Origin of the sequence: Pseudomonas sp. B2M1-30 (assembly GCF_025447575.1) — a bacterium.
GTDB classification, from domain to species: Bacteria; Pseudomonadota; Gammaproteobacteria; order Pseudomonadales; family Pseudomonadaceae; genus Aquipseudomonas; species Aquipseudomonas botevensis.
This window is the reverse complement of the sequence record NZ_JAOEJT010000007.1, coordinates 39,931-59,864: the sequence shown is the minus strand read 5'-3', so window position 1 is coordinate 59,864 and position 19,934 is coordinate 39,931. Positions and strand designations below refer to the sequence as shown.

At 61.5% G+C, this 19,934-nt stretch carries 23 protein-coding genes; 9 read left to right on the top strand and 14 right to left on the bottom strand.

All coding sequences use genetic code 11. From position 1 onward, the window contains the following. The first annotated feature begins 47 nt into the window (after nt 1-47). The 3 genes from N8H74_RS15555 (at nt 48) to cysN (ending at nt 3,815) form a co-directional block, all read left to right on the top strand. Nucleotides 48-806, top strand: a complete 759-nt coding sequence (locus N8H74_RS15555) for a Nif3-like dinuclear metal center hexameric protein (RefSeq protein ID WP_217830946.1) — start codon at nt 48-50, stop codon at nt 804-806. 183 nt (nt 807-989) lie between these two features. Beyond that, complete coding sequence (gene cysD / locus N8H74_RS15550) at nt 990-1,907, top strand: sulfate adenylyltransferase subunit CysD (protein ID WP_217830945.1); 918 nt, start codon at nt 990-992, stop codon at nt 1,905-1,907. A 9-nt stretch (nt 1,908-1,916) separates the two neighbouring features. Next, nucleotides 1,917-3,815, top strand: coding sequence for a sulfate adenylyltransferase subunit CysN (gene cysN, locus N8H74_RS15545; protein ID WP_262148620.1), 1,899 nt, complete (start codon nt 1,917-1,919; stop codon nt 3,813-3,815). A 72-nt stretch (nt 3,816-3,887) separates the two neighbouring features. On the opposite strand, the gene N8H74_RS15540 is transcribed toward cysN, so the two are convergent. The 3 genes from N8H74_RS15540 to N8H74_RS15530 form a co-directional block, all read right to left on the bottom strand. After that, nucleotides 3,888-4,793, bottom strand: a complete 906-nt coding sequence (locus tag N8H74_RS15540; protein WP_262148618.1) for an acyltransferase — start codon at nt 4,791-4,793, stop codon at nt 3,888-3,890. Further along, nucleotides 4,794-6,893, bottom strand: a complete 2,100-nt coding sequence (gene pta / locus N8H74_RS15535; RefSeq protein ID WP_217830942.1) for a phosphate acetyltransferase — start codon at nt 6,891-6,893, stop codon at nt 4,794-4,796. Nucleotides 6,894-6,954: 61 nt separating this feature from the next. Continuing rightward, the gene (locus N8H74_RS15530) at nt 6,955-7,263 is read right to left on the bottom strand and encodes a DUF3565 domain-containing protein (protein ID WP_217831114.1); all 309 of its coding nucleotides are present in this window, start codon (nt 7,261-7,263) and stop codon (nt 6,955-6,957) included. On the opposite strand from N8H74_RS15530, the gene N8H74_RS15525 reads away from it, so the two are divergent. The 3 genes from N8H74_RS15525 (at nt 7,262) to N8H74_RS15515 (ending at nt 9,616) form a co-directional block, all read left to right on the top strand. Then, nucleotides 7,262-7,747, top strand: a complete 486-nt coding sequence (locus tag N8H74_RS15525; protein WP_262148615.1) for a peptidylprolyl isomerase — start codon at nt 7,262-7,264, stop codon at nt 7,745-7,747. The genes N8H74_RS15530 and N8H74_RS15525 overlap by 2 nt on opposite strands. 124 nt (nt 7,748-7,871) lie before the next feature. Then, complete coding sequence (locus N8H74_RS15520; RefSeq protein WP_217830940.1) at nt 7,872-8,354, top strand: glutathione peroxidase; 483 nt, start codon at nt 7,872-7,874, stop codon at nt 8,352-8,354. 158 nt (nt 8,355-8,512) lie between these two features. Beyond that, on the top strand, nt 8,513-9,616 hold the full coding sequence (locus tag N8H74_RS15515; RefSeq protein WP_262148612.1) for an NADH:flavin oxidoreductase: 1,104 nt from the start codon (nt 8,513-8,515) through the stop codon (nt 9,614-9,616). Nucleotides 9,617-9,680: 64 nt separating this feature from the next. On the opposite strand, the gene N8H74_RS15510 is transcribed toward N8H74_RS15515, so the two are convergent. After that, the gene (locus tag N8H74_RS15510; RefSeq protein ID WP_217830938.1) at nt 9,681-10,880 is read right to left on the bottom strand and encodes a glycosyltransferase family 1 protein; all 1,200 of its coding nucleotides are present in this window, start codon (nt 10,878-10,880) and stop codon (nt 9,681-9,683) included. Between the two features lie 51 nt (nt 10,881-10,931). Next, on the bottom strand, nt 10,932-11,684 hold the full coding sequence (cysZ, locus tag N8H74_RS15505) for a sulfate transporter CysZ (protein ID WP_262148610.1): 753 nt from the start codon (nt 11,682-11,684) through the stop codon (nt 10,932-10,934). A gap of 310 nt (nt 11,685-11,994) precedes the next feature. On the opposite strand from cysZ, the gene trxB reads away from it, so the two are divergent. Beyond that, on the top strand, nt 11,995-12,957 hold the full coding sequence (gene trxB, locus N8H74_RS15500) for a thioredoxin-disulfide reductase (protein ID WP_217830936.1): 963 nt from the start codon (nt 11,995-11,997) through the stop codon (nt 12,955-12,957). Between the two features lie 70 nt (nt 12,958-13,027). Here the strand turns inward: trxB and N8H74_RS15495 are convergent, their stop codons facing one another. The 6 genes from N8H74_RS15495 to N8H74_RS15470 form a co-directional block, all read right to left on the bottom strand. After that, nucleotides 13,028-13,366, bottom strand: a complete 339-nt coding sequence (locus tag N8H74_RS15495) for a HopJ type III effector protein (protein ID WP_262148608.1) — start codon at nt 13,364-13,366, stop codon at nt 13,028-13,030. Continuing rightward, nucleotides 13,359-13,655 carry a DUF1244 domain-containing protein gene (locus N8H74_RS15490; RefSeq protein WP_217830935.1) on the bottom strand — a complete coding sequence of 99 codons (297 nt, stop codon included), beginning with the start codon at nt 13,653-13,655 and terminating at the stop codon, nt 13,359-13,361. The genes N8H74_RS15495 and N8H74_RS15490 overlap by 8 nt, the downstream gene beginning before the upstream one ends. 68 nt (nt 13,656-13,723) lie before the next feature. Then, the gene (folX, locus tag N8H74_RS15485) at nt 13,724-14,095 is read right to left on the bottom strand and encodes a dihydroneopterin triphosphate 2'-epimerase (protein WP_217830934.1); all 372 of its coding nucleotides are present in this window, start codon (nt 14,093-14,095) and stop codon (nt 13,724-13,726) included. Beyond that, a complete protein-coding gene (gene folE, locus N8H74_RS15480; protein WP_217830933.1) occupies nt 14,096-14,656 on the bottom strand; it encodes a GTP cyclohydrolase I FolE in 561 nt (186 codons plus the stop codon). A 22-nt stretch (nt 14,657-14,678) separates the two neighbouring features. Continuing rightward, nucleotides 14,679-15,389: a dihydromonapterin reductase gene (gene folM, locus N8H74_RS15475; protein ID WP_262148604.1), complete on the bottom strand. Its 711-nt coding sequence runs from the start codon at nt 15,387-15,389 to the stop codon at nt 14,679-14,681. Nucleotides 15,390-15,517: 128 nt separating this feature from the next. Next, on the bottom strand, nt 15,518-16,087 hold the full coding sequence (locus tag N8H74_RS15470) for an antibiotic biosynthesis monooxygenase (RefSeq protein WP_217830931.1): 570 nt from the start codon (nt 16,085-16,087) through the stop codon (nt 15,518-15,520). 212 nt (nt 16,088-16,299) lie between these two features. Here N8H74_RS15470 and N8H74_RS15465 point away from each other — a divergent pair, with 212 nt between their 5' ends. After that, complete coding sequence (locus tag N8H74_RS15465) at nt 16,300-17,259, top strand: MerR family transcriptional regulator (RefSeq protein WP_217830930.1); 960 nt, start codon at nt 16,300-16,302, stop codon at nt 17,257-17,259. Between the two features lie 3 nt (nt 17,260-17,262). Here the strand turns inward: N8H74_RS15465 and N8H74_RS15460 are convergent, their stop codons facing one another. Both N8H74_RS15460 and N8H74_RS15455 read right to left on the bottom strand, forming a co-directional pair. After that, the gene (locus N8H74_RS15460; RefSeq protein ID WP_217830929.1) at nt 17,263-17,868 is read right to left on the bottom strand and encodes a hypothetical protein; all 606 of its coding nucleotides are present in this window, start codon (nt 17,866-17,868) and stop codon (nt 17,263-17,265) included. 54 nt (nt 17,869-17,922) lie between these two features. Further along, on the bottom strand, nt 17,923-18,396 hold the full coding sequence (locus N8H74_RS15455) for a PAS domain S-box protein (protein WP_217830928.1): 474 nt from the start codon (nt 18,394-18,396) through the stop codon (nt 17,923-17,925). 153 nt (nt 18,397-18,549) lie between these two features. On the opposite strand from N8H74_RS15455, the gene N8H74_RS15450 reads away from it, so the two are divergent. Then, nucleotides 18,550-19,005 (top strand): flavodoxin, encoded by a 456-nt coding sequence (locus tag N8H74_RS15450; protein WP_262148601.1) that lies wholly within the window; start codon nt 18,550-18,552, stop codon nt 19,003-19,005. Here N8H74_RS15450 and N8H74_RS15445 read toward each other — a convergent pair. Next, nucleotides 18,995-19,882, bottom strand: coding sequence for a LysR family transcriptional regulator (locus N8H74_RS15445; protein WP_217830926.1), 888 nt, complete (start codon nt 19,880-19,882; stop codon nt 18,995-18,997). The genes N8H74_RS15450 and N8H74_RS15445 overlap by 11 nt on opposite strands. Between the last annotated feature and the right edge of the window lie 52 nt (nt 19,883-19,934).

The following is a 19,934-nucleotide window of genomic DNA, read 5'->3' as shown; positions in this document are numbered from 1 at the left end:
TATACGAGGCCGCGCGCGCCTCTGAACGGGATTTTCAGGAGTCTTTCATGGCCGTTGCCCTCAGTACCCTGGTCGAAGAAGCCGACCGTTACCTCGGCAGTGCAAAAATTGCCGATTATTGCCCCAACGGCTTGCAGGTCGAAGGCCGGCCGCAAGTGATGCGCATCGTCAGCGGCGTCACCGCCAGCCAGGCGTTGCTCGATGCCGCCGTCGAAGCCGAGGCCGATCTGGTGCTGGTGCATCACGGCTATTTCTGGAAGGGCGAGAATCCGTGCATCACCGGCATGAAGCAGCGCCGGTTGAAAACCCTGCTCAAGCACGACATCAGCCTGCTGGCCTACCACCTGCCGCTGGATCTGCATGGGGATGTCGGCAACAACGTGCAACTCGCCCGTCAGCTGGATATCACTGTCGAAGGCCCGCTGGATCCGGACAACCTGAAAATCGTCGGTCTGGTCGGCTCCCTGGCCGAGCCGGTGACCGCCCGGGATTTTGCCCGCCGTGTGCAGGAAGTCATGGGGCGCGAGCCGTTGCTGGTCGAAGGCAGTGCGATGATCCGGCGCGTCGGTTGGTGTACGGGCGGCGGCCAGGGCTATATCGATCAGGCGGTCGCGGCGGGGGTCGATCTGTTCCTCAGCGGCGAGGCCTCCGAGCAGACTTTCCACAGCGCCCGGGAAAACGACATCAGCTTCATCGCCGCCGGTCACCACGCCACCGAGCGGTATGGCGTGCAGGCGCTGGGCGACTACCTGGCGAAGCGCTTTGCCCTCGAACACATCTTCATCGATTGCCCGAATCCGATTTGAAAAACGCCTTCAATTGCGAGGCGGAAGGACGCAGGTTCGATCCCGCGCACCCCAAACAGGCGGGCATATTCATATACCCTTTCGATCTAGCCTGCGTCCTGATTAGAAGCAGGCCGCTGTGCTAGGATTCCCCGCTCGAACACGGCCCGCTGGCCGTTCATAAGAAAGCTTTCGTGAGTAGCCATGGTCGACAAACTGACGCATCTGAAACAGCTGGAGGCGGAAAGCATCCACATCATCCGTGAGGTGGCCGCCGAGTTCGACAACCCGGTGATGCTGTACTCCATCGGTAAAGACTCCGCCGTGATGCTGCACCTGGCACGCAAGGCGTTCTTCCCGGGCAAACTGCCGTTTCCGGTGATGCACGTCGACACCCGGTGGAAATTCCAGGAGATGTACAAGTTCCGCGACAAGATGGTCGAGGATCTGGGCCTGGACCTGATCACCCACATCAACCCGGATGGCGTGGCGCAGAACATCAACCCGTTCACCCACGGCAGCGCCAAACACACCGACATCATGAAGACCGAGGGCCTGAAGCAGGCACTCGACAAGCATGGTTTCGACGCCGCGTTCGGCGGTGCCCGTCGCGATGAAGAGAAATCCCGCGCCAAGGAGCGTGTGTACTCGTTCCGCGACAGCAAGCACCGCTGGGACCCGAAGAACCAGCGTCCGGAGCTGTGGAACGTCTACAACGGCAAGGTCAACAAGGGCGAGTCGATCCGCGTCTTCCCGCTGTCGAACTGGACCGAGCTGGACATCTGGCAGTACATCTACCTCGAAGGCATCCCGATCGTACCGCTGTACTTCGCCGCCGAACGTGACGTGATCGAGAAGAACGGCACGCTGATCATGATCGATGACGAGCGCATCCTCGAGCACCTGAGCGACGAAGAAAAGGCGCGCATCGTCAAAAAGAAAGTGCGTTTCCGTACCCTTGGCTGCTACCCGTTGACGGGCGCGGTGGAGTCCGAGGCCGAAAGCCTGACGGACATCATTCAGGAAATGCTCCTGACGCGAACTTCCGAGCGCCAGGGCCGGGTCATCGACCACGATGGCGCAGGCTCGATGGAAGATAAAAAACGTCAGGGTTATTTCTAAGGGGTTGTCATGTCGCACCAGTCTGATTTGATCAGCGAGGACATCCTCGCCTACCTGGGCCAGCACGAACGTAAAGAGCTGCTGCGCTTTTTGACCTGCGGTAACGTCGATGACGGCAAGAGCACCCTGATCGGGCGCCTGCTGCATGACTCGAAGATGATCTACGAAGATCACCTGGAAGCCATCACCCGCGATTCGAAGAAAGTCGGCACCACCGGTGAAGACATCGACCTGGCGTTGCTGGTCGACGGCCTGCAGGCCGAGCGTGAGCAGGGCATCACCATCGATGTCGCCTACCGCTATTTCTCCACCGCCAAACGCAAATTCATCATCGCCGACACGCCCGGCCATGAGCAGTACACCCGCAACATGGCCACCGGTGCATCCACCTGTGACCTGGCGATCATTCTGGTCGACGCCCGTTACGGCGTGCAGACCCAGACCCGTCGCCACAGCTTCATCGCCTCGCTGCTGGGCATCAAGCACATCGTCGTCGCGATCAACAAGATGGATCTCAAAGGCTTCGATCAGGATGTGTTCGAGTCGATCAAGGCCGATTACCTGAAGTTCGCCGAAGGCCTGAAGTTGCAGCCGACCAGCCTGCATTTCGTGCCGATGTCTGCCCTTAAAGGCGACAACGTGGTGAACAAGTCCGAGCGTTCGCCGTGGTACACCGGCCAGTCGCTGATGGAAATCCTCGAGACCGTGGAAGTGGCGGGCGATCGCAACTTCACCGATCTGCGTTTCCCGGTGCAGTACGTCAACCGTCCGAACCTGAACTTCCGTGGTTTCGCCGGCACCCTGGCCAGCGGCATCGTGCACAAGGGCGACGAAGTCGTGGTGCTGCCGTCGGGCAAGAGCAGCCGGGTGAAATCCATCGTCACCTTCGAAGGTGAACTGGAGCACGCCGGTCCGGGTCAAGCGGTAACGCTGACCATGGAAGACGAAATCGACATCTCCCGTGGCGACCTGCTGGTGCATGCCGACAACGTGCCGCCGGTCACCGACAGCTTCGAAGCGATGCTGGTGTGGATGGCTGAAGAGCCGATGCTGCCGGGCAAGAAATACGACATCAAGCGCGCCACCAGCTACGTGCCGGGCTCGATTGCGAGCATCGTCCACAAGGTCGACGTCAACACCCTCGAAGAAGGTTCGGCGAGCGCGTTGCAACTGAACGAAATCGGCAAGGTGAAAATCGCCCTCGACGCGCCGATCGCCCTCGACGGTTACGACAGCAACCGCACCACCGGGGCGTTCATCGTCATCGATCGCTTGACCAACGGCACCGTCGGCGCCGGCATGATCGTTGCGCAACCGCTCAACCATGGCGCCACCTCGCACCACGGCAAACTGGCCCATGTAGCGACTGAAGAGCGCGCCCAGCGCTTCGGCCAGCAACCGGCGACCGTGCTGTTCAGCGGCCTGTCGGGCGCGGGCAAGAGCACGCTGGCCTACGCGGTCGAGCGCAAGCTGTTCGACATGGGCCGTGCGGTGTTCGTGCTGGATGGCCAGAACCTGCGTCATGACCTGAACAAGGGCCTGCCGCAGGACCGCGCCGGTCGTAACGAAAACTGGCGGCGTGCCGCGCACGTTGCGCGTCAGTTCAACGAAGCGGGCCTGCTGACTCTGGCGGCGTTCGTCGCGCCGAGTGCCGAAGGTCGCAAGCAGGCCGAAGACCTGATCGGCAAGGATCGTCTGCTGACGGTCTACGTCCAGGCTTCGCCGACTGTCTGCGCCGAGCGTGATCCGCAAGGCCTGTACGCGGCCGGTGGCGACAACATCCCGGGCGAGTCCTTCCCGTATGACGTGCCCCTGGATGCCGACCTCGTGGTCGACACCCAGTCGTTGTCGCTGGAAGAAAGCGTCAAGCAAGTGCTGGATCTGTTGCGCAAGCGCGGCATGATCTAAGCGCTGGCGGCCGACAAAAAAGCCCGCCGATGAGCAATCATCGGCGGGCTTTTTGTTTGATCGACTGTCGGATCAGTGGCGATCCGGGAACTCCCGGTGCATCTGCGCAAGCAGCGCATCCTTGTCATGCCACAGCTGATTGATCCAGCCCTGGAACTGCAGGCGATATTCGCCGTCCTGATCGTAGTTCTTGCCGATGAACGCGGGCGGGATTCTCAGCTCTTCGAAATGCACCACCACATCGCGCACGTTGCCGCACAACAAGTCCCAGAACCCCGGACGTCCACCCGGGTAGTGGATGGTCACGTTGACGATCGACTCCAGTTGCTCGCCCATGGCATCCAGCACGAATGCGATGCCGCCGGCCTTGGGCTTGAGCAGGTATTTGAACGGCGATTGTTGCTGGGCATGCTTGCCCTTGGTGAAGCGCGTGCCTTCGACGAAGTTGAAAATGCCCACCGGGTTGTCACGAAACTTCGCACAGGTCTTGCGGGTGGTTTCCAGGTCCTTGCCTTTTTTCTCCGGGTGCTTTTCCAGGTACGCCTTGGAGTAGCGCTTCATGAACGGAAAGCCCAGCGCCCACCAGGCCAGGCCAATGACCGGCACCCAGATCAACTCCTGCTTGAGAAAAAACTTCAGCGGCTGAATGCGCCGGTTGAGCACGTATTGCAGCACCAGAATGTCGACCCAGCTCTGGTGATTGCTGGTGACCAGGTACGAATGCCGGTAGTCCAGACCCTGCAAGCCGCTGATGTGCCAGCGGGTGCGGCGCACCAGATTCATCCAGCCCTTGTTGTTGCTGATCCAGGCTTCGTGGGTGTGGCTCATCAGCCAGCCGGCGATTCGTTGGGTGAAGGCGAACGGCAGCGCTTTGACGAGCGCGACACAGAACAGGAACGAGCACAGCAATATCGTGTTCAGCGCCAACAGCAGCGAGGCGATCACACCCCGCAGCGGTGCAGGTAGAAAATCCAGCATTTAAAGATCCATAGGTCGGTTGGCGGCCTGAATGGCGGTCAGGGCGATGGTGTAGACGATGTCATCGACCTGCGCGCCGCGCGGCAAGTCGTTCACCGGTTTGCGCAGGCCTTGCAGCATCGGGCCGAGGCTCACGCAATCGGCGCTGCGTTGCACGGCCTTGTGGGTGGTGTTGCCGGTGTTCAGGTCGGGGAACACGAACACCGTGGCGCGACCGGCCACCGGGCTGTTCGGCGCCAGTTGCCGGGCCACGGTTTCGTTGGCGGCGGCGTCGTACTGCAACGGCCCGTCGATCAGCAGCGCACGTTGTTGTTCGTGGGCGAGCAGGGTGGCCTCGCGGACTTTCTCGACTTCCTCGTCAGTGCCCGACTCGCCGCTGGAGTAACTGATCATCGCCACGCGCGGGGTGATGCCGAACGCAGCGGCCGAGTCGGCGCTTTGCAGGGCAATCTCCGCCAGTTCGCTGGCGCTCGGGTGCGGGTTCATCACGCAGTCGCCGTAGACCAGCACCTCCTCGGCAAACAGCATGAAGAACACCGACGACACGAGTGTGCAGCCCGGTGCGGTCTTGATCAGTTGCAGGGCCGGGCGAATGGTGTTGGCGGTGGTGTTGATGACACCCGACACCAGCCCGTCGACTTCATCCAGGGCCAGCATCATGGTGCCGATGACCACGGTGTCTTCCAGTTGCTGCTCGGCCATCGGCGCATTGAGGCTTTTGCTCTTGCGCAGGGCCACCATCGGCTCGACGTAACGCTCGCGGATCAGATCCGGATCGAGGATTTCCAGTCCCGGCGGCAACTCGATGCCTTGGGCGCGGGCTACGGCTTCGACGTCCGCCGGTTTGGCCAGCAACACGCAACGGGCGATCCCGCGTTCCTGGCAGATCGCCGCCGCTTGCACGGTGAACGGCTCGCTGCCTTCGGGCAGGACGATGCGCTTGTTGGCGGCCTGGGCACGCTGGATCAGTTGATAGCGGAAGACCGCTGGCGACAGGCGCATTTCCCGTGGTGTGCCGCAGCGCTGGTGCAGCCAGTTGGCGTCGAGGTGGCTGGCGACGAAATCGGTGATGATTTCCGCACGCTCGCGGTCATCGACGGGGATTTCCTTGTTCAGGCCGTTGAGCAGGTTGGCGGTGTCGTAGGAACCGGTACTCACCGACAGCACCGGCAACCCGGCCTGCAACGCGCCACGGCACAGGTCCATGATGCGCGGATCCGGCAGGGTGTCGCTGGTCAGCAACAGGCCGGCCAGCGGCACACCGTTGATGGCCGCGAGGCTGACGGCGAGGATGATGTCGTCGCGGTCGCCTGGGGTCACCACCAGCACGCCGGGCTTGAGCAGTTCGACCGTGTTGCGCATGGTGCGCGCGCAAATGATGATCTTGGTCATGCGCCGGGTTTCATAGTCGCCGGCGTTGAGCACTTGCGCGCCCATCAGGTCGGCCACGTCGCGGGTACGCGGGGCGTTGAGCTCCGGTTGATACGGGATGCAGCCGAGCAGGCGGAAATCGCCGCTGCGCAGCAACGGCGAATGTTCCTTCAGACGCGTGGCGAACGCGTCCATGCTCTCGTCGGTCTTGACCTTGTTGAGAATCACGCCAAGCACTTTCGGGTCTTTCGGGCCGCCGAACAGTTGCGCCTGCAACTCGACGCGACCGGACAGTTCGGTCAGCACTTCGTTTTCCGGGGCCGAGACCAGAATCACCTCGGCATCCAGGCTTTTTGCCAGGTGCAGGTTGACCCGCGCGGCGTAACTGGCGGCGCGGGTCGGCACCATGCCTTCGACGATCAGCACGTCTTTGCCGACGGCGGCCTGCTGGTAGAGGGTGATGATTTCTTCGAGCAGTTCATCGAGCTGGCCGTCGCCGAGCATCCGCTCGACATGGGCCAGGCCCAGCGGCTTGGGTGGTTTCAGACCGTGGGTGCGGGCCACCAGCTCGGTGGAGCGCTCGGGGCCGGTGTCGCCCGGATGCGGCTGGGCGATCGGTTTGAAGAAGCCGACTTTCAGCCCGGCCCGCTCCAGGGTACGCACCAGCCCGAGGCTGATGGAGGTCAGACCCACACCAAAATCGGTGGGCGCGATAAAAAAAGTCTGCATGCGGATTCTCTAAGGGTGCATGGCAACGGCATTGGCCCTATGGCTGGCCTTTTACCGATTTTCAGGGGCCAAGGTTATCGCTAACCGAGCCTTGTGCGCACCAACCGCAATCAAAGGGTTGGCCTATTTTTTCAATGCGTTGCACAGGGTCCAGGACCCAGGCCCGGGATTGCCACGGCGGCAGGTGGCGCAGGTGCTGGGTGTGGCCGCAGGACAGCTCGGCGACCCAGTGTCCGTCCTCGTCCTGATGGAAACCGGTGATTGTCACGCTGGCCAATTGATCCCGTCTGTCCGGGTTGTGTTCGCTTTCGGGCAAATCCTTGTTTAGACTTGTCCGTTCTTCATTCTTATGCAAAAGGTCTCGCCCCATGCTGATCGCCGCCAATAAGGCTGTCTCCATCGACTATACCCTGACCAACGACGCTGGTGAGGTCATCGACAGTTCCGCCGGCGGCGCTCCGCTGGTTTACCTGCACGGCGCAGGCAACATCATCCCGGGCCTGGAAAAGGCGCTGGAAGGCAAAACCAAGGGTGACGAACTGAGCGTCGCCGTCGAGCCGGAAGACGCCTACGGCGAATACTCCGCCGAGCTGGTCAGCACCCTGAGCCGCAGCATGTTCGAAGGCGTCGACGAGCTGGAAGTCGGCATGCAGTTCCACGCTTCGGCGCCGGACGGCCAGATGCAGATCGTCACCATTCGTGACCTGGACGGCGACGACGTCACCGTCGACGGCAACCACCCACTGGCCGGTCAGCGCTTGAACTTCAAAGTGAAGGTCGTCGACATTCGTGACGCCAGCCAGGAAGAAATCGCTCATGGCCACGTCCATGGCGAAGGTGGCCATCACCACTGATTTTCTGCGCTAAGCTCAGAGAACTGGAGAGGCGCCCGAGGGCGCCTTTTTAGTCTGCGGCTATCCTTGCTACTCTCGCCAGGTGGCTGTTTTCGAGTAGAACACGGGAATCTTGGAGTTCGTCATGAGTGCTTTTCACGACCTTAAGTTGAAGGCCCTGGATGGTCAGGAGCTACCGCTGGCGCCCTTCAAGGGCCAAGTCGTGCTGGTGGTCAACGTCGCCTCCAAATGCGGCCTGACGCCCCAGTACGCGGCGCTGGAAAACCTCTATCAGCAATACAAGGGCAAAGGCTTCAGCGTGCTGGGCCTGCCGTGCAATCAGTTTGCCGGCCAGGAACCGGGCTCGGAGCAGGAGATCCAGGAGTTCTGCAGCCTGAACTATGGCGTGAGCTTCCCGTTGTCCAGCAAGCTCGAAGTCAACGGCCACGAACGTCATCAGCTCTACCGTCTGTTGGCGGGCGAGGGCGCTGAGTTTCCCGGTGACATCACCTGGAATTTCGAGAAGTTCCTGCTCGGCAAGGACGGCCGCGTGTTGGCCCGATTCTCGCCGCGCACGGCGCCGGACGATCCGAGCGTGATTGCCGCGATCGAAAAAGCCCTGGGCTGAAACCGCAAAAATCGCAGCCATCGAGCTGCGATTTTTTTTCGCCTGCCTTTTGACCCTTAATCATTCAGATCAATAGTGCTATCGGATCGGCTGCGTCGCGCATATTATCGCCGTCATATGTCTTTTGCCCGTCGATAACCTTTTCGTGGAGCTTTCCGATGCCCGTTCAAGCCTTGTTCAAACCGTTTCATCTCGGTGCCCTCGAACTGCCGACCCGCGTGGTCATGGCGCCGATGACCCGCTCGTTCTCTCCGGGCGGCGTGCCGAATTCCAAAGTGATCGAGTACTACCGTCGTCGCGCGGCCGCCGGGGTCGGCCTGATCGTCACCGAAGGCACCACGGTTGGTCACCAGGCGTCCAACGGTTATCCGAACGTGCCGCACTTCTACGGTGAAGCCGCGCTGGCCGGCTGGAAGAAAGTCGTCGACGCGGTACATGCCGAGGGCGGCAAGATCGTTCCGCAACTGTGGCACGTCGGCAGCGTTCGCCGTATCGGCACCGAGCCGGACGCCAGCGTGCCGGGTTATGGCCCGTCGGAAAAACTCAAGGACGGTCAGGTCGTGGTCCACGGCATGACCAAACAGGATATCCAGGACGTGATCGGCGCTTTCGCCCAAGCGGCCAAGGATGCCCAGAGCATCGGCATGGACGGCGTGGAAATCCACGGCGCCCACGGTTACCTGATCGACCAGTTCTTCTGGGAAGGCAGCAACCAGCGCACTGACGAATACGGTGGCAGCCTGGCCAACCGTTCGCGTTTCGCCATCGAACTGATCCAGGCCGTACGGGCTGCGGTCGGCGAAGGTTTCCCGATCATTTTCCGTTTCTCGCAGTGGAAGCAGCAGGACTACACCGCGCGTCTGGTGCAAACCCCGGAGGCGCTGGGCGAGTTCCTCAAGCCGCTGTCCGACGCTGGCGTCGATATTTTCCATTGCTCGACCCGCCGTTTCTGGGAGCCGGAGTTCGACGGCTCCGAGCTGAACCTGGCGGGCTGGACCCGCAAGCTGACCGGCAAACCGACCATCACCGTCGGCAGCGTTGGCCTGGATGGCGAGTTCCTGCAATTCATGGTCAACACCGACAAGGTGGCGCAGCCGGCCAGCCTGGAAAAACTGCTGGAGCGGCTGAACAACGACGAGTTCGATCTGGTGGCGGTGGGGCGTGCGCTGCTGGTGGATCCGGACTGGGCGCAGAAAGTCCGTGAAGGCCGCGAGCAGGACATCCTGCCGTTCAGCCGTGACGCGCTGATGACGCTGGTTTAAGCGACATCGGCATCGACCCCTTCGCGGGCTTGCCCGCGAAGGCTATTCCAGACTCCACGAAACATCAGCGCAGCGTCGGCGCATTCGGCAGCACCTGCTCCCCCACGCATGCTCCGCGCAGATGACTTTCAAACTGCTCGATGATCGTCGCCCAACCCTGGCGGCTCGCATGCTGGCGCGCATTCAGTCGCACGCAACGCAGGGTTTCCTGCTCTTCCAGCAACCACGCCGCCGCATCGCAGAACGCTTCTTCGTCCCCCGGCATCGCCAGCACGCCGTTGTAGCCATGGCGAATGTGCTGAGCCGCTGCGGCCTGATCGTAAGCCACCACGCCAAGGCCTGAGGCCAGTGCTTCCAGCACGACGTTGCCGAAGGTTTCGGTCAGGCTCGGAAACAGAAACACATCCCCCGACGCATAGTGCGCCGCCAGCGCTTCGCCGCGCTGCGAACCGCAGAAGATCGCTTCGGGCAATTGCTTTTCCAGCGTCGTGCGCTGCGGGCCGTCGCCGACCACGATCAGTTTCAGATTGTGCTGTGGATAAGTGCTGCGCAGTGTGTCGAAGCAGCGCTTGAGCAGGCCGAGATTCTTCTCCGGGGCCAGGCGCCCTACGTGAATCACCGCAATGTCCTGCTCGCCCAGGCCCCATTGCTCACGCAAGGCATTCAGGCGTTTGGCTGGATGGAACAACTGGCTGTCGACCCCACGCGAGAGCAGCGCCAACCGCTCGAAGTGCCGACGCTCCAGTTCCATGCGCTGACTGGCGCTCGGCACCAGGGTCAGGGCCGAGCGATTGTGAAACCAGCGCAGGTAATGGGTGAGCAAACGGGTCAGCAGGCTGAGGCCGTACTGATGGGTGTATTGCTGGAAGTTGGTGTGAAAGCCGCTGACCACCGCAATCCCCAGGCGACGTGCCGCGCGCAATGCCGACAATCCCAGCGGTCCTTCGGTGGCGATGTACAGCACGTCCGGACGCTGACGCTTCCAGCGACGCAGCAGCTTGTGCATCGACGACTGGCCCCATTGCAGCCCCGGATAACCCGGCAACGGCCAGCCGCGACACAACAGCAGCGCGTCGTCTTCACTGCGCTGCGGATCGTCGCCCTGACGGGGCCGCACCAGTTCCACCCGATGTCCGCGCGCGCGCAAACCGTCGCACAAGCGGCCAAGGGTATTGGCCACGCCGTTGATTTCCGGTGGGAAGGTTTCGCTGATCAGAGTGATATGCAGAGCTGTCGTCATGACCTCAGTGTCGGCTGAGGCCATGTCGCGCTTGTGACGTCGGGATGATGGATTTGTGACCGGCTCAGCGCCGGATCACGCAGTGGTCACCAGATTCTCGGCCCCGCGCTCGCGCACCCAGAACAAGGTCGCGCCGGCAACGGCAGCGGGCATCATCAGGATGTTGACCACCGGAATCAGCAGCGCCAGATAAACGATCCCGCCGAAACTCATGCTCTGCCAGCGCTTCTGCCGTAGCCAGGCGAGCATTTCGTTCCAGCCGAGTTTGTGGTTGTCCGCCGGATAGTCGATGTACTGGATTGCCATCATCCACACGCCGAACAGCAGCCACAGCGGTGCGGCGACGATGTTCACCATCGGGATGAACGACAGGATGAACAGGCCGATCGCCCGGGGCAGGAAGTAGCCGAGCTTGCGCATCTCCCGGGCCAGCGTGCGCGGGATCATGGCGATCAGTTCGCCCCAGCTGAAGGCCGGGAAATCGTCCGTGCCGCGTACCACGACCTCGACTTTTTCCGCGAGGAAACCGTTGAACGGTGCAGCGATGACGTTGGCCAGCAGGGTGAAGGTGAAAAACACCATCAACAGCACCAGCACCACAAACAGTGGCCACAGGATGTAGCTGAGGAAACTCAGCCAGTCGGGCAGCGATGGCATCAGGGTGTCGACCCACAGGCTGAACTGGTGGCCGGCCAGATAGATCAATCCGACGAACAGCACCAGGTTGATTGCCAGCGGCAGCAGCACGAACAGGCGCAGGCCGGGGCTGAGAACCAGTTTGAGGCCTTCGCGCAGGTATTGCGGGCCGGACAGGACAGGGGCGGGCATAAGGTGCTCCGAACAAGGGAAAACGCGCCGACCTTACCGACTTTGCCAGGCCTGTGAAAGCGTGGCGGCGGGATCGACATTCACTGTAACAAAGACGTCCATCTCGTCAGTGTGTCCGCATAGAGACCACCTATGAGCTGGATTGTTAAACCGTATTTCCTTAATCTTGCCCCCCTCGATACGCTGCACCCAACTTTTTACAGGACTGTCGTGCCCAAGCCTTCCCCAAGGCTTTCAACAGTCCTTTTTTATTCCGCCGGCCGTCCGGCGTCCGCGCCAGGTGTCCTGGTCGGTCAACAGGAGCAGATTCATGTCTGAAGTCCGTCATTCGCGAGTGATCATTCTCGGTTCCGGTCCTGCCGGTTACAGCGCAGCGGTCTACGCGGCCCGTGCCAACCTCAAGCCACTGCTGATCACTGGCATGCAGGCTGGTGGTCAATTAACCACCACCACCGAAGTCGACAACTGGCCGGGCGACGTCCATGGCCTGACCGGTCCGGTGCTGATGGAGCGGATGCGCGAGCACGCCGAGCGCTTTGAAACCGAGATCGTCTTCGATCACATCAACGCCGTGGACTTCGCTTCCAAACCGTACAGCCTGACCGGCGACAGCGGCACCTACACCTGCGACGCGCTGATCATCGCCACTGGCGCCAGCGCCCGTTACCTGGGCCTGCCGTCGGAAGAAGCGTTCATGGGCAAAGGCGTTTCGGCCTGCGCGACCTGCGACGGTTTCTTCTACCGCAACAAGCCAGTGGCTGTGGTCGGCGGCGGCAACACCGCTGTTGAAGAAGCCCTGTACCTGGCCAACATCGCCAGCAAGGTCACTCTGATTCACCGTCGCGAAACGTTCCGCGCCGAGAAGATCCTGATCGACAAGCTCAACGCTCGCGTTGCCGAAGGCAAGATCGAGCTGAAGCTGAACGCGACCCTGGACGAAGTGCTGGGCGACAACATGGGCGTGACCGGTGCGCGCCTGAAGAACAACGACGGCAGCTTCGATGAAATCAAGGTTGACGGCGTGTTCATCGCCATCGGCCACACCCCGAACACGTCGCTGTTCGAAGGTCAGCTGGAATTGAAGGATGGCTACCTGGTGGTTCAGGGCGGCCGTGAAGGCAACGCCACCGCGACCAACGTCGAAGGCATCTTCGCCGCCGGTGACGTGGCCGACCACGTTTACCGTCAGGCCATCACATCGGCCGGCGCCGGCTGCATGGCGGCACTGGACACCGAGCGTTACCTGGACGGTCTGCAGAACGCTTCGTTCTAAGACCCCAGGCACAAAAAAACCGGCTTCGGCCGGTTTTTTTGTGCCCGCAGATGCCTGCGGGAGATGAAACTCAGCGGCGGGTCAGCGGTTGTGCGGTGAATTTCACACCGGCCAGCCCGTGCTGGATCAACGCGCGGATATTGCCGTGGTCGCTGCCTTCAGGCGTCGCAACCACCGAACGGTAGTGCTCGCCGAATGCCAGCAAGGCTTCTTCATCGCTCAGGCCTTCCAGCAGGGCCAGTCCGAGGATCTTGCACGAGCCTTCGTTCTGCCCGGCCGCGTTTTCCACGCCGCCGTTGTTGAACGCCTGAGGCTGGTAGTCGTAGCCGGCGGCAATGAATGCCAGGGTATCGGCGAAGGCGTGTTCGCCGCTCTTGAGGCTGGCGCGCAGGGTGTTCAGATCACTCATTGGGTTTTCCTTTGGCGAACGCCGCTTGTTGTTCGGCGCTGGCTTCTTGCTGAAATTGGGCTTTCCAGTCGGCGTACGGCATGCCGTAAACCACTTCACGGGCGTCATCGAGGCTGACCTCGATCTGGCGCTCGTCGGCCGCCGCCTTGTACCACTTGGACAGGCAGTTGCGGCAGAACCCGGAGAGGTTCATCAGGTCGATGTTCTGCACGTCCTTGCGGCTGTCCAGATGGGCGACCAGCCGGCGGAAGGCGGCGGCTTCGAGTTCGAGGCGTTGTTGCTCGGTCATGATGGGCTCTGTGCAGTCAAATCGTGGCGCGGATGATAAAAGCCTGGCGGCTGATGCGCCAGACTCGTTCAGCGGCTCGCCGCCAGCGTAATCGACACCGACTCGGCAAAGCGCAAGGCGTGTGGCTTGTCGACTTCGACCTCGGCGTACAGCACCGACTCATTGGCCATCACCCGATCCAGCAGCTCCTGGGTCAGGCGTTCGAGCAGGGCGAAGCGGTTGCCCTCCACGTGGGCGATGATCGCCTTGGTGATGGTGCGGTAATTGAGGGCGTGGTCGATGTCGTTGTCCCGCACCGCCTCTTGCGCGGCGTACAGGATGGTCAGGTTGATCAGCACGTCCTGCTTGTTGAGGATCTCGTCTTCGTTGATCCCGATAAAGGTGCGCAGGCGCAGATCCTTGACCCGGATGCGCGCCATTCCCGGTTGAAGTTGTGGCATTTACTTGCTCCGTCCAATCAATTGCAGGAACTCCTGGCGGGTGTTGCTCGACTCGCGAAAGGCGCCGAGCATGACCGAGGTGTTCATGGTCGAATTCTGTTTCTCGACACCGCGCATCATCATGCACATGTGCCGGGCTTCGATGACCACCGCGACTCCGGCGGCCTCGGTGACTTGCTGGATCGCGTCGGCGATCTGGCGGGTGAGGTTTTCCTGAATCTGCAGGCGGCGGGCGAACATGTCCACCAGCCGTGCGATCTTCGACAACCCCAACACCTTGCCCGTCGGAATATAAGCCACATGGGCCTTGCCGATGAAGGGCAGCAGGTGATGCTCGCACAACGAGTACAGCTCGATGTCGGCGACGATGATCATCTCGTCGGAATCGGAGGCAAACAGCGCGCCATTGACGATGTCGTCGACGCTCTGCCCATAACCGTGACACAGGTATTGCATGGCCTTGGCTGCACGCAGCGGTGTGTCGAGCAAACCTTCGCGGTCGGGATTTTCGCCGAGGCCGATCAGGATTTCACGATAGTTCTCGGGCAGGGACAGGCTCATGGAACATCCTCGCTGGGCGGTTTTACTTGACGTGCCGCCCGCCGTTGACGGTCAGGGTGGTGCCGGTGACATAAGGGTTGTCGAGCAGATAACGCAGGCTCTGGTAGATCACGTCGCTGCCGGGCTCGATGCCCAGCGCCGACTTTGCCAGTGCCTTGGCGCGGTATGCCGCGTCGTCGTCGGGATTGAACAATAGCAGGGCCGGCGCGATGCCGTTGACCTTGATTGCCGGCGCATAGCGGGCGGCGAAGGACAGGGTCAGGCTGTCGAGCCCGGCCTTGCTGGCGCAATAACCGATGTGTTTGCTGCTGCCCTTGCGTGTGACGTCATCGCTGATGTGGATGATGTCGGCCGGGCTTGAACGTTGCAGCAGATCGGCGCAGTGCAGGTTGATCAGATACGGCGCCAGCATGTGAATGGTGACCATGCGGGTGAAGGCCTCGGCTTCATTGCCCGGGGTTTCCTCCAGCCATTCGGACGCGTTGTGGATAATGGCCCGCAGGCTGTCGGTGCGGGTCTTCAATTCGGCGATGAAGGCCAGGATCGTCGCTTCGCTGGAGAAGTCGGCGAACACGCCGATAGCGCCGAGATCGCGTAACGCCTGCACACCGGGGCGCTCGCTGCGATAGGTGAAGATCACTCGATGGCCGTCCTCGAGCAAGCGCTGCGCGCAATGCAGGCCGACACGCTGGCCGGCGCCGGTGATCAGGATCGGAGCGGAGGATGTGGTCATGAACGGCTCGCGTCGCGGTGGGTGCAAAAACTATAACAGCGAGACGCTTCAAAAGATTGCCGACAGCTCCTGCATCAGGTGATGTAGAACCCGTAGGAGCTGTCGCGTGAAACGCGCTGGCGATCGCTTTACCGGTTCTGTGCCGAAGGCGCGGCTGGCAACTGACGTACAGGCGTGCCGTTCAGCCAGTTGGCCAGCAACCGGGTCGACAGCGGAATGAAGAAGTAAACCATCAACGGTGTCAGGCACAGGGTACTGACGAACACCCGTGGCAGCAGGCTCATCTCTGCGAGCAGCGGGCCGAGGACGAAGTTGAACAGCAGGGACACCGGGAAGAACGCCAGCCAGATCGCCACGGCCTGTTTCCAGCGTGGCGGACGTTGACCGGCTGCGCCGAACCAGCCTTCGATGCCGCTGACGCGATGCTCTTTGGGATGGGCGAACAGGTCACTGCCGCGGGCCAGCCAGGCCGTGCGTGACGCGGAGTGTTCCCAGGCGTGCAATGTGTGTTCGTCGACGAAGCGGAAAATGATCTGGAATTCGTTATCGCCGGGCGGCGGTGCCAGCACGCCGGAGCCGAGATAACCGGGGAAGTCGGTCGCCAGTTGCTCGCCTTCGCGCAGCCAGGCAATCAGGTCCTGATAGCGGCCGTCGGCGACGCGACGCGCAACCATCAGCGTGACGGGGGAAGTAGACATTGTGTATCTCCGTATTTCGGGGGCGTCGCTCCGGATAAGAGTTTCGCCTGACGCAGCGCCGGGGTGCTGGGCTGCGCTTTTTGACAAGCAAGGATTATTCCTGATTACGGTGATCGAATTCCAGACGTCCGCACCCGTTCAGCGCTTGAATCGGTATGGGGCATCAGGAGTAGAATGGGATCCAAATACGCCGAGTGGACGTGTACGTACATATGCCTGTCATTGCCGATATCCGTCCTGATTCCGAGGCTCCTGTTGCGCTTGATCGCGTCGATCTTTTCCCCATCCGCGAAGTGGCCCGGCTCACTGGCGTGAACCCGGTGACGTTACGTGCCTGGGAACGACGCTATGGTCTGATCCAGCCGACGCGCACCGAAAGTGGGCACAGGTTGTATTCGATGACCGATATCGAGCACGTGCGCAGCATTGTCGACTGGATCGATCGCGGTGTGGCGGTGAGCAAGGTCGGCAAGATCCTGGCGAAGACCGAACCGCGCAAGGTCCTGGCGAACATCATTTCCGACGACCAGGTGCAGGCGGATTACCTGCAATGGCAGGAACAGATCCAGCGGGCGGTCAGTTCGTTCGACGATCAGGAACTGGACCGGGTCTATGGACAGATTTTTTCTTCCTATCCCTTGCCCGTAGTGTTCCAGGACATCCTGATGCCGTTGTGGCTGCAATTGCTGCAACGCCAAGAGGCGTTCGGACAGACCAGCGAATGGTTGTTCTTCGACGGCTTCCTGCGGGCGCGGGTGCTGCACCGGATCATCATGCTGCGTGGCTCGCAGCCGCGCCGGGTGATTGTCAGTGCCCTGTCCGGGCAATGCCGTGAGCTGGAGCTGCTGGTGGCGGCGCTGTTTCTGAGCGACAACGACTCGGGTGTTCGCGTGCTGACTACCGGCCAGCCGTTCGACGAGCTGACACTGGTCTGCGAAAAGATCAAGCCACAAGCGCTGGTGCTGTTTTCCAATCACGCACCCGGCCCTGAACTGCCACGGCGTCTGAACCGGCTGGCGTTGAGTCTGGATTGTCAGCTGATGCTGGCAGGCGATGCGTCCGACCTGGTGCAGGACAGCCTGGCCGGATCGTCAGTGGCTTGCCTGGGCAATGAAGGCGCGACCATGCGCCAGCGCATGGTGCAGTTTCTGGCGGGTGCCCTCGATACCTGAAACTCAGGTGTGCAGGGCAGGATGGGTCAGGCGGTGTTGCTGCAGGATGAACTGGCGCAGACGCTCGGTTTCATCGGCGTCGGTCTGGCTCAGTTCATAGGCGTAGAAGCCGTTTTCGGTTTCCCGTTCGAACGTACCGCGCAGGGAAATCCGCTCATAACCCGACGGGCTGAACCACAGGGCGAAATGCTTCGGTGCCTTGGTCTTGTTGCGCACTTCCAGCAGCACACCTTTGTGCGAAACCTCATGCACCCATAACGTCCCCGGCTGCCCCTTGGCGTTTTCCAGAGCCACCGGCTCTTCCAGTGCCAGGCGCCATGGGCGAACCATCGGGCCATCTTCGTAAATGCTCGGCACGCCCAGGCGCAAATGCATGGCGTGGAACTCGTCCTCGACCAGCGACAGCGGGAAGGTCATTTTGTGATTGTCGAAGTTGGCCTGGATCGTCACGCCTTCATGGGCGGCGAGGCGTGTGAGCAGGTCGCGGATCTGCGAACCGCCGTTGACCAGCAGACTCGACGTCGCATCCCGCACATTGAGTTGCGGGTTGTGCTGCATGGTCTGGATGAAATCCAGCTCGTCCTGGGTAAGGAGGGCGTCGCGTTGCATGGTCAACTCGAAAGAAATAGTTACAAAGCTATTGGTGATTGTAGTTAATGACCATTAGTTCGCAGTTTTGTTTGCGCCGTTCGTCGCTTTGAGGGCGGCGAGTTCGGCTTCCAGTGCCGCCACTTGCGCCTCAAGCTGTACCACCCGCTGCTGCGCCTTGACCTGCACCGTGACGTCCTTTTGTACGCCGACGAAATAAGTCTGGCCGTCGTCTGCGTTCACTGTCGACAGCGACAGTTCATTCCAGAACGGCGTGCCGTCCTTGCGATAGTTGCGCAGGATCTCGCGGCACGATCCGCCGTTCTGCAGCGTGTCACGAATCAGCCCCAGGTTTGCCTGATCGCGATCTCCGGCCTGGAGAAAACGGCAGTCCTGATAGAGGATTTCCTCGCTGGTGTAACCGGTCAGGCGTTCGAACGCCGGGTTCACGTAAATCAGGATGTTGTCCTGGTCGCCTTCCTTTTCAGCGACCACGATTCCATCGTTCGACGCGTTGATCACCATTTGCAGCAGGCTGGCATTAATCATCTCTGAATCCGTTCAAGGTGGGCGGTGACAGGCATTCTAGAAGATCGCCCGGTGCTGTCTACTGGCTATCAGCGTCAGTTGAGAGCCAATCGCAACTTTGTCCTTACGGCTGTTAATATCGCCGCTCTTTTTTTCAGTTTCAGGATCAGATTGATGAAAGTCGCCATCCTTTCCGGCTCGGTCTACGGCACGGCCGAAGAAGTCGCCCGTCACGCCCAGAGCCTGTTGAAAGCCGCCGGTTTCGAAACCTTCTACAACGCCCGCGCGAGTCTGGCGGACATCCAGGCTTTCGGCCCCGAAGCGTTTCTCGCGGTGACCTCGACCACTGGCATGGGTGAGCTGCCGGACAATCTGCAACCGCTGTACTCGACCCTGCGCGATCAATTGCCGGCTGCCTGGCGTGGCATGCCGGGTGCGGTCATCGCGCTGGGTGATGCCAGCTACGGCGACACCTTCTGCGGCGGTGGCGAGCAAATGCGCGAGCTGTTCGGCGAACTGGGCCTGCGCGAAGTCCAGGACATGCTGCGTCTGGACGCCAGCGAAAGTGTCACCCCGGAAACCGACGCCGAGCCATGGCTGGCGCAGTTGATCGCCGCACTCAAGGACTGATCGCGGGTTCACGCAGCAACGCCAGCCAGGCCTGCGCCGCCTTCGACAGATAGGCACCGTGGCGCCAGATGAAGGCGATGTCCCAGCGCAGGTAATCCGGCGCGCGCAAGGTCAGGCGCACAACGCCCGGCCGCACCAGACCGCGCGCGACCACGCTGGGCAGTAGCACTACGCCTTGTCCGGCGGCCACCAGCGCCGCGAGGAAATCAGCCTGGCCGCTGCGCCCGCCTTCCTTCGGGGTGAAGCCCAGTTGCTGGCAGGCCTGGAGCAAGCGGTCGTTGAGGACGAAGCTGCGCTGATACAGCAGGAAGGGCGTGTCGGCCAGTTCCTCCAGGCCGATTTCACCTTTCCCCGCCAACGGATGATCCACCGGCAGCAACGCATCCAGCGGTTCGTCGCAGAACGGCTGGCAGTCGAACTGAGGATCTTTCGGCAACAGGCCACCGCCCAGTTCCAGTTCGCCACTCAACACCGCCTGCTCGATGTTGCGGCTGCCGCCTTCGAGCAACTGGATGCTGATGTTCGGATAGCGTCGGCGGTATTCGGCGAACAGCCCGGCAAACAGCGCATCGCTGCCCAGCAATGGCAGCCCGAGCCGCAGCTCGCCCCGCGCCAGGTGGCTGAGATCGTCCAGCTCGCTGAGCAATTCATTGCGCAGGCGCAGCATGCCCTCGGCCCGTTGCAGCACTACGCTGCCGGCGGCCGTCAGGCGCAGTTGCGAGCCGAGCCGTTCGAGCAGCGGCGTGCCCAGGCTCTGCTCCAGTTGCGCGACCTGTTTGCTCACCGCCGACTGACTGATGTGCAGGGTTTTCGCCGCTTGGGTGAAGCCGCCTTGATGCATGACTTCGACGAAGCTGCGCAGTTGTTTGAAATCCATGTGGGTGATTCCAGATTGGAATGGCTTCGAGTCTAACAATTCGCTTCGGGGA

Coding starts and splice junctions, on each gene's coding strand:
- folE (WP_217830933.1), bottom strand. CDS start 14,656: ATGAGCCTGTCCCTGCCCGAGAACTATCGTGAAATCCTGATCGGCCTC.
- cysD (WP_217830945.1), top strand. CDS start 990: ATGGTCGACAAACTGACGCATCTGAAACAGCTGGAGGCGGAAAGCATC.
- N8H74_RS15445 (WP_217830926.1), bottom strand. CDS start 19,882: ATGGATTTCAAACAACTGCGCAGCTTCGTCGAAGTCATGCATCAAGGC.
- N8H74_RS15465 (WP_217830930.1), top strand. CDS start 16,300: ATGCCTGTCATTGCCGATATCCGTCCTGATTCCGAGGCTCCTGTTGCG.
- cysZ (WP_262148610.1), bottom strand. CDS start 11,684: ATGCCCGCCCCTGTCCTGTCCGGCCCGCAATACCTGCGCGAAGGCCTC.
- N8H74_RS15450 (WP_262148601.1), top strand. CDS start 18,550: ATGAAAGTCGCCATCCTTTCCGGCTCGGTCTACGGCACGGCCGAAGAA.
- folM (WP_262148604.1), bottom strand. CDS start 15,389: ATGACCACATCCTCCGCTCCGATCCTGATCACCGGCGCCGGCCAGCGT.
- N8H74_RS15515 (WP_262148612.1), top strand. CDS start 8,513: ATGCCCGTTCAAGCCTTGTTCAAACCGTTTCATCTCGGTGCCCTCGAA.
- N8H74_RS15525 (WP_262148615.1), top strand. CDS start 7,262: ATGCTGATCGCCGCCAATAAGGCTGTCTCCATCGACTATACCCTGACC.
- trxB (WP_217830936.1), top strand. CDS start 11,995: ATGTCTGAAGTCCGTCATTCGCGAGTGATCATTCTCGGTTCCGGTCCT.
- N8H74_RS15530 (WP_217831114.1), bottom strand. CDS start 7,263: ATGGGGCGAGACCTTTTGCATAAGAATGAAGAACGGACAAGTCTAAAC.
- N8H74_RS15495 (WP_262148608.1), bottom strand. CDS start 13,366: ATGAGTGATCTGAACACCCTGCGCGCCAGCCTCAAGAGCGGCGAACAC.
- cysN (WP_262148620.1), top strand. CDS start 1,917: ATGTCGCACCAGTCTGATTTGATCAGCGAGGACATCCTCGCCTACCTG.
- pta (WP_217830942.1), bottom strand. CDS start 6,893: ATGCAGACTTTTTTTATCGCGCCCACCGATTTTGGTGTGGGTCTGACC.
- N8H74_RS15490 (WP_217830935.1), bottom strand. CDS start 13,655: ATGACCGAGCAACAACGCCTCGAACTCGAAGCCGCCGCCTTCCGCCGG.
- N8H74_RS15455 (WP_217830928.1), bottom strand. CDS start 18,396: ATGATTAATGCCAGCCTGCTGCAAATGGTGATCAACGCGTCGAACGAT.
- folX (WP_217830934.1), bottom strand. CDS start 14,095: ATGCCACAACTTCAACCGGGAATGGCGCGCATCCGGGTCAAGGATCTG.
- N8H74_RS15540 (WP_262148618.1), bottom strand. CDS start 4,793: ATGCTGGATTTTCTACCTGCACCGCTGCGGGGTGTGATCGCCTCGCTG.
- N8H74_RS15510 (WP_217830938.1), bottom strand. CDS start 10,880: ATGGCCTCAGCCGACACTGAGGTCATGACGACAGCTCTGCATATCACT.
- N8H74_RS15555 (WP_217830946.1), top strand. CDS start 48: ATGGCCGTTGCCCTCAGTACCCTGGTCGAAGAAGCCGACCGTTACCTC.
- N8H74_RS15520 (WP_217830940.1), top strand. CDS start 7,872: ATGAGTGCTTTTCACGACCTTAAGTTGAAGGCCCTGGATGGTCAGGAG.
- N8H74_RS15460 (WP_217830929.1), bottom strand. CDS start 17,868: ATGCAACGCGACGCCCTCCTTACCCAGGACGAGCTGGATTTCATCCAG.
- N8H74_RS15470 (WP_217830931.1), bottom strand. CDS start 16,087: ATGTCTACTTCCCCCGTCACGCTGATGGTTGCGCGTCGCGTCGCCGAC.